General features: G+C 60.9%; 3 protein-coding genes. 1 reads left to right on the forward strand and 2 read right to left on the reverse strand.

The window, feature by feature from the left end:
- Positions 1 to 283: integrase core domain-containing protein (locus tag E3T50_RS13140; protein WP_166784297.1), on the forward strand; the 283-nt coding region annotated here is incomplete at its 5' end.
- Positions 284 to 866: 583 nt separating this feature from the next.
- Here the strand turns inward: E3T50_RS13140 and E3T50_RS13145 are convergent.
- On the reverse strand, positions 867 to 1658 hold the full coding sequence (locus E3T50_RS13145) for an MBL fold metallo-hydrolase (RefSeq protein ID WP_198417988.1): 792 nt from the start codon (positions 1656 to 1658) through the stop codon (positions 867 to 869).
- Between the two features lie 114 nt (positions 1659 to 1772).
- A complete protein-coding gene (locus tag E3T50_RS13150; protein WP_134552491.1) occupies positions 1773 to 2138 on the reverse strand; it encodes an arginase family protein in 366 nt (121 codons plus the stop codon).
- Between the last annotated feature and the right edge of the window lie 123 nt (positions 2139 to 2261).

Raw genomic sequence — 2261 nt, forward strand, 5'->3', positions numbered from 1 at the left:
ATGCCGGTCTAACGCCTTCGTCCGGGTGCTAAAGAACAACGGCATCACTGGATCGATGGGCCGGGTCGGCGCGTGTGGCGACAACGCCGCGATGGAGTCGTTCTTCGCGTTGCTGCAGAGGAACGTCCTCGACCGGCAACGCTGGGCCACCCGGGACGAACTCCGCCTGGCGATGGTCGTGTGGATTGAACGGACCTACCACCACCGGCGACGACAACGCCGCCTTGGCAAACTCACCCCGATCGAGTTTGAGACAATAAACATGGCCCTCAACGCCGCCTAAAACCACTAACCCTATGAGTCAACTGAAATCGGGGCAGTCCCGAATTGCCCGGTTCACAGCCAAGCCCTTGATCTCGCATGTGAGGTGTCTCTCCACGGGAGAAAACCTTTCCTCGTGCGCAGCACGCCGATGATCGTGGGAATCACAAACGTCACGATCGCGAGCAGCGCGACGATGGCGTAGAGAACGCGCGAGGCTAGCCGCCATACATTCGGTACATACGTGGCGATGCCCGCGAGCGTGATTTGAAGGAGCACCGAAACAACGAACCAATTTTCGCTTCGTCGCCTCCTGGGGTCCCGAGATGACGGCATCAGAACATTCCGCGATTGGGGTGCCTGCAGTGAGTGACCCAGGTGCGCACATTTCGAATAAACGTCGTCAGTGTTTTTGCACTCAACACTGCCCGTCTTATGATCGCCCGACCTGCAACTGTCTCAGACACCACGATGAACGATCTGCGGACACCTCATCGAAGAACGCATCGGCGCACATTGCAACTCGCTCAATTCCTTCACCATCCGAGTGGACGGTTTCGTTTCATCATCACGCAGACCCGAGCCGCGCGCACCGCGCGGCGGGGTCAGAATGGCCAGAGTCTTCGGATTCGGGCACGCAAATTCTGTCGTGTCATTTCGGATTTGCACGGCCCGTTAAAGATCGCGAAGTCGTTGAAGCGATGCGCGCCGGGACGGGCGGCCACTGTGCGGGTGGCAGCGGCCACCGCTCGTAGTTGGTCGACGGTCATCGGGAGTGGCGCTTCGTGGGGATGGTAGGCGACGCCGCGTGCGTAGTCGCGGCCCTCGCGGTTCGACATTTCGATGTGTGCTCCCAAGATCCGACTCACTGGGTGGAGCTTTGAGAAGGCGAGGAGCCGGTCGACGCTGTTCTGGAAGGCGGCGATGTCGTTCACGTAGAGCCGGCCGGGGTAGACCGTGTCGCCGGTAAAGAGTAGCTCGGTGGTGGGGTCCCAGATCGCGATCGACGAGGCTTCGTGACCGGGGATAGCGAGGATCGCTAGCCGCCTCTCGCCGAGTTCGAAGTGTGCCTCTCCAGCGGGCCAGTCGATGAGTCCGAAGAACTCGGCGACGTCGCTCGGCGAATGCCCAACGAGAACAGTTCGTGGTCTGTCTGCGAATTGCCCATCGGCGGCGATGTGGTCGCCATGGGAGTGACTGTGCGCAACCATTAGTTCGTAGTCATCGTGCGGATGCTGGGCAAGCCACTCATTGAACAGCCGGTCGATCAGCTGTCGGAGGGGGAAGAATGCAGGGTCAGACGTCGCTCCTGTGTCGAGCAGTATCGCACGAGCCTCGCCGAACATTAAGTAGAGGAAGGGTGCTTCATAGTTGATGACCATGCTCTGCCTAAGCACGATGGTGTTCTCATCAATCCAGTGGATCTGGATGAGCGGGTCGTTAGAGCGCCGGAACGGCGGTGCCCCGTGGTTCCACGTGACGTCGAGATCTGTCGGATTCGCTGGCACGGGTCAGGCCGGCTGGTCTGTGTCGCGCGATGGCTCCTGTAGCAACCGCGACAGTAACGTGATCAGCTCGTGTTTGACACCGAAAGGGTATGCCCTGACTTCGGGGTGATAGGACCGCCTCATCCTGCTGGCCTCGCGCATGTGAGCGGTCCCGAATCTGGCGTCGGGGCGGAACGTAACGCCCGAGTCGAATGCCGCGCCGAGCACGGCGATGTCTGCCCTTTCGTTCTCGGCGAGGCGAAGCAGGAACGCGAACGCGGCCAGGCCGGAGCACCGAAGGACTGTCGACGTGCCGACGGGACCGATGATCTCGTCGCGGACCGCCCGGAGAATGGCAGGTAGTGAGTGCTGGCCGTCATTGCTAGTCATGTTGGGGTGTGAGTGTCGACGTGTTCTTGTGCCATGATGCGTGCTTCGCGGACGAGAGCAGCGTCGCGGCCGACTTTCGCTGCGGTGATGGCCCCGTCGTAGAGCAAGACCAGGCGAGATGTC

Origin of the sequence: Cryobacterium gelidum (genome assembly GCF_004403985.1) — a bacterium.
Lineage (GTDB): Bacteria > Actinomycetota > Actinomycetes > Actinomycetales > Microbacteriaceae > Cryobacterium > Cryobacterium gelidum.